This is a genomic window from Roseicyclus sp. (assembly GCF_052168335.1).
Classification (GTDB): Bacteria; Pseudomonadota; Alphaproteobacteria; order Rhodobacterales; family Rhodobacteraceae; genus Roseibacterium.
Genome location: NZ_JBQLZP010000471.1, coordinates 1 through 4,046, shown reverse-complemented (window position 1 = coordinate 4,046; position 4,046 = coordinate 1). Strand labels below are relative to the sequence as shown.

Sequence of the window (4,046 nt, the reverse complement as noted above, 5' to 3'; positions counted from 1 at the left end):
GCGCGGCGTCAACGTCTTCCCGACCCAGATCGAGGAACAACTGATGGCGGTGAAGGGCCTCGGCCCGCATTTCCAGATCGAGCTGACGCGCGAGGGGCGGATGGACGAGATGATCGTCCATGTCGAGGCGGCGGAGGGTCCGATGGGCACCGAGGCGCTGGAGCAGGCCGCCGAGACGCTCAAGCGGCGAATCAAGGAGCGTGTGGGCGTCAGCGTCGGGATCGCCGCCCACGGCTCGGGCGGCGTGCCGCGCAGCCAGGGCAAGGCCGTGCGCATCGTGGACAACCGTCCGAAGGGCTGACCCATGCCGAGGGGCCTCGCCCGCGACCATGCCGAGAAGCGCGACGCCCTGCGCCGGGGCGCGGCGGCGCATTTCGCGGCGCACGGCTACGACCGCGCCTCGATGGCTTCGGTCGCATCGGCCTGCGGCGTATCGAAGGCGCTGATCTACCATTACTACGACAGCAAGGAGGCGCTGCTCTTCGACCTCCTGCACGAGCATCTCGCGCGCCTCGCCGCCGCCATCGAGGGCGCCGGGCGGAGCGGCACGCCGGAGGACCGCCTGCGCGACACGATCCGCGCGATCCTTCTGGAATACGAGGATGCCGACGACGCGCACAAGGTGCAGCTCGAAACGCTCGACACCCTCCCGCGCGAGCGGCGCGACCCGCTGGTGAAGCTCATGCGCGGGATGGTCGAGCGGCTGGGCGAGCGGCTGGAGGCCGCCGCGCCGGGCGGCCTCGGCGAGCGCCGCCGCGCCGTGACCATGAGCGTCTTCGGGATGCTCAACTGGTACTATACCTGGAACCGCCCCGGGCGCGGGATGGCGCGCGGGGCCTACGCCGACCTCGTGACCGACCTCGTTCTGGGCGGGCTGGAGCGGGTCTGAGGCGGAACCTCCGGCGGCGGTCGTCGTTGGCGACGCCCCCGGCGCCGCGCCGAACGGGCAAGCCGCGACCGCAAGCTCGAGCCCTCAGTCGGAAACGAACCTCCCTCCCGCGCAGCGGAGCCTGGTCCGGGCGCCGTGCTCCCGCGCATCCTGCCGAAGCTCGTCGAAGAGCTGGCCGAGGGCCGTCCGCACCTCCTCCATCCCGAAGAGGAGCGTTGCGCGCCGCAGGTGCCCGTCGTCGTCGACCTCGTCGCCCGAGAGGATCGCGCGGGCATGGCGCGTCTCCTCTCCGAGCCGGTCGAAGGCCGCCTGGGCGTCGCCCTCCGCGTTCCCCCTGACGATGTCGAGCACCTCGAGCGCGTTCTCGCGCAGGGCGTCGACGCGCTCGCCGAAATCCTCGCGGCGCGACACGGGATCGGCCTCCGCCTGCTCGACCGCGCGGTCGATCAGCGTCAGGGAGTGATAAAGCCGGTCGGTCGCGCGGAGCAACTCTTCCCGGCGCGCACCATGCGGAAACCGTGCGGCCGAGGCCGCTTCCCGCGCATGGGCCATGCTGTCGTGATAGGCGCGCTCGGCGGCGCGGATCTCGTCGCCGCTGTCGGTCCCCCGGGCGCGGTCGAGGGCGGCGGCGGCATGTCGCGCGACGGCGGCCTGCGCGGCGGCGAGCCTCCGGCGGAAGCGCGTCGCCGCACGCTCGGGCCAGACGAGGAAGGTGGCGAGCGTGCCGACGGCCGCACCGATGGCGATGGCGGTGCCCCGGTCGAGCGCCACGGATAGCGCCTGCTCCTCGGCGTGGAGCGACAGGGCGACGGCGGCCACCATCCCGTAGGTCCAGGCGGGACGCAGGTGCGCGACGCCGCCGAGGACCAGCATCGACAGGCCCAGCGCCGCCACCGTTCCCCAGGTATCCGGCAGGAGCAGCAGGCAGGCGATCCCGATGGCGGACCCGATCAGCGTCGCGGTCACGCGCTGGAGGCTGGAACTCATCGTGCCGCCGATGGTGGGCGTGAGGATGTAGACCGAGGAGAGGATGCCCACGAAGAACTCCTCCGAGCCCAGCGCGCGCAACGCGAGATAGGTCGCCACCGCCGCCGCCGCGCTCTGGAGCGCGGCCCGCGCGGCGCCGCGCGCCTCGCCGGGCCGCAATCCCTGCAGGATGCCTCGCACGACTCCACTTCCCTGCACTTCGAGGATTGGAAAACCCGCGAATCTCGGCGGAGGTTCCGCGCCGCGCGGGCTTCTGCCGCCGCACGCGACGCGTTAGAGTGGCCGCGCGAACACGAGACCGGATCACCGGCGCACGGGCAGGCATGGCGAGAACGACGAAGCGAACCACCCGGACGAAGTCCGCGAAGGCAGCGGGCGGGCGGGGCCGTACGAGGCCCCTGCGCGGCCTGCTCGCGCCCTTGCGGCGCTGGGCGCTGCGCGGTGTCTTCGGCCTCGTCGCCTTCGTCATCGTCTGGGTCGCGGCCTATGCCGTCATTCCTGTGCCGACCACGCCCTACATGATCGCCGAGCGTGTCCGCCTCGGGCAGATCGAGCGCGACTGGGTGCCGATCGAGGAGATCTCCGTCCATCTCCAGCGCGCCGCCGTGGCGGGGGAGGACGCGAACTTCTGCCTGCACTGGGGCTTCGACATGGCCGCGATCCGCGCCGCGATCGAGGCGGGGGCGGCGCGCGGCGGCTCCACCATCAGCCAGCAGACGGTGAAGAACGCCTTCCTGTGGCACGGGCGCTCCTGGCTGCGGAAGGCGCTCGAGGCCGCGATCACCCCGGTGATGGAGCTTTTCTGGTCCAAGCGGCGCGTCCTCGAGGTCTATCTCAACGTCGCCGAGTTCGGCCCCGGCGTCTTCGGCGCTGAGGCGGCGGCGCGGCACCATTTCGGCGTTTCCGCCGCCGAGCTGACCGAGGCGCAGGCCGCGCGCCTCGCCGCCGTGCTGCCCGCCCCGCAGGCGCGCTCGGCCTCCTCGCCGTCGGACTTCGTGCTGCGCCGCGCCTCGGCCATCCGGGACGGGGCGGCGACGATCCGCGCCGATGGTCGCGACGCGTGCTTTGCGAATTGAATTTCCGCGCCGTCTTGGGCATGTAGGCCGGCAACCGCCGTTACGGCCGAGCCCGCATGACCCGCCTCTACCACTTCGCGCTGTCCCCCTTCTGCCGGAAGGTCCGTCTGGTCCTTGCGGAGAAGAAGATCGACGTGGAGCTGATCGACGAGAAGTACTGGGAACCCTCGACCGAGTTCCTGCGCCGCAACCCGGCGGGCAAGGTCCCGGTCCTCAAGATCGACGGGCTGACCCTGTCGGATTCGACCGCCATCTGCGAGTACATCGAGGAGACGCGGCCCGAGCCGCAGCTCATGCCGGCGGACCCCAAGGCGCGCGCCGAGGTGCGCCGCCTCGTCGGCTGGTTCGACGACAAGTTCCACCACGAGGTGACGCGGAACCTCGTCTACGAGCGGGTGAACAAGAAGGTCATGCGCGCGGGCTATCCCGACGGCAAGGCGGTGAAGGCCGGCGCGCAGGCGATCAAGTTCCACCTGCGCTACATGGAATGGCTGCTGGACCACCGCCGCTGGCTCGCCGGGGACCGCATGACGATGGCCGATTTCGCGGCCGCCGCGCATATCAGCTGCCTCGATTACATCTCCGACGTGGACTGGACCGCCAGCGCCTCGGTCAAGGACTGGTACGCCACGCTCAAGTCGCGCCCGGCGTTCCGCTCGATCCTCTCCGACCACGTGCCGGGCTTCGCCCAGCCGCCCCATTACGCGAACCTCGACTTTTGAGCGCCCTGAAGGAGGAGCTGCGTGCCGAGGCCCGCGCGGCGGGCTTCGCGAAGATGGGCATCTGCCGCCCCGACGCGATCCCCGAGGCCGCCGGGCGGCTGGCCGCGTTCGTCGCGGAGGGGCGCCACGGGCAGATGGGCTGGATGGCCGAGCGGATGAACTGGCGCGGCGATCCGGGCGCCCTCTGGCCCGAGGCGCGCTCGGTCGTGATGCTGGCCGAGCCCTACACGCCGGACGCCGATCCGATGGCGACGCTGACGCAGCGCGAGAAGGCCACGATCAGTGTCTACGCGCGGAACAGGGACTATCACGACCTCGTCAAGAAGCGCCTGAAGCGGGTCGGGCGCTGGCTGCTCGACCGGTGCCCCGGCG

5 protein-coding genes and 1 pseudogene are annotated in these 4,046 nt (G+C 71.7%); 5 read left to right on the top strand and 1 reads right to left on the bottom strand.

Translation table 11 applies throughout. The annotated features are described in order from the left end of the window. Positions 1-301: pseudogene (locus ACTS11_RS14555) on the top strand (phenylacetate--CoA ligase); the annotation flags it as partial. 3 nt (positions 302-304) lie between these two features. Beyond that, positions 305-889, top strand: a complete 585-nt coding sequence (locus ACTS11_RS14550; protein ID WP_442641022.1) for a TetR/AcrR family transcriptional regulator — start codon at positions 305-307, stop codon at positions 887-889. A gap of 84 nt (positions 890-973) precedes the next feature. Here the strand turns inward: ACTS11_RS14550 and ACTS11_RS14545 are convergent, their stop codons facing one another. After that, on the bottom strand, positions 974-2,056 hold the full coding sequence (locus ACTS11_RS14545) for an FUSC family protein (RefSeq protein WP_442641021.1): 1,083 nt from the start codon (positions 2,054-2,056) through the stop codon (positions 974-976). Positions 2,057-2,199: 143 nt separating this feature from the next. On the opposite strand from ACTS11_RS14545, the gene mtgA reads away from it, so the two are divergent. The 3 genes from mtgA to ACTS11_RS14530 all read left to right on the top strand — a co-directional run. Next, positions 2,200-2,952, top strand: a complete 753-nt coding sequence (gene mtgA, locus ACTS11_RS14540; RefSeq protein WP_442641020.1) for a monofunctional biosynthetic peptidoglycan transglycosylase — start codon at positions 2,200-2,202, stop codon at positions 2,950-2,952. Positions 2,953-3,008: 56 nt separating this feature from the next. Continuing rightward, positions 3,009-3,674: an FtsZ-binding protein FzlA gene (gene fzlA / locus ACTS11_RS14535; RefSeq protein ID WP_442641019.1), complete on the top strand. Its 666-nt coding sequence runs from the start codon at positions 3,009-3,011 to the stop codon at positions 3,672-3,674. A gap of 53 nt (positions 3,675-3,727) precedes the next feature. After that, positions 3,728-4,046, top strand: a 319-nt coding sequence (locus ACTS11_RS14530) for a QueG-associated DUF1730 domain-containing protein (RefSeq protein ID WP_442641023.1), incomplete at its 3' end; no start/stop codon positions are given.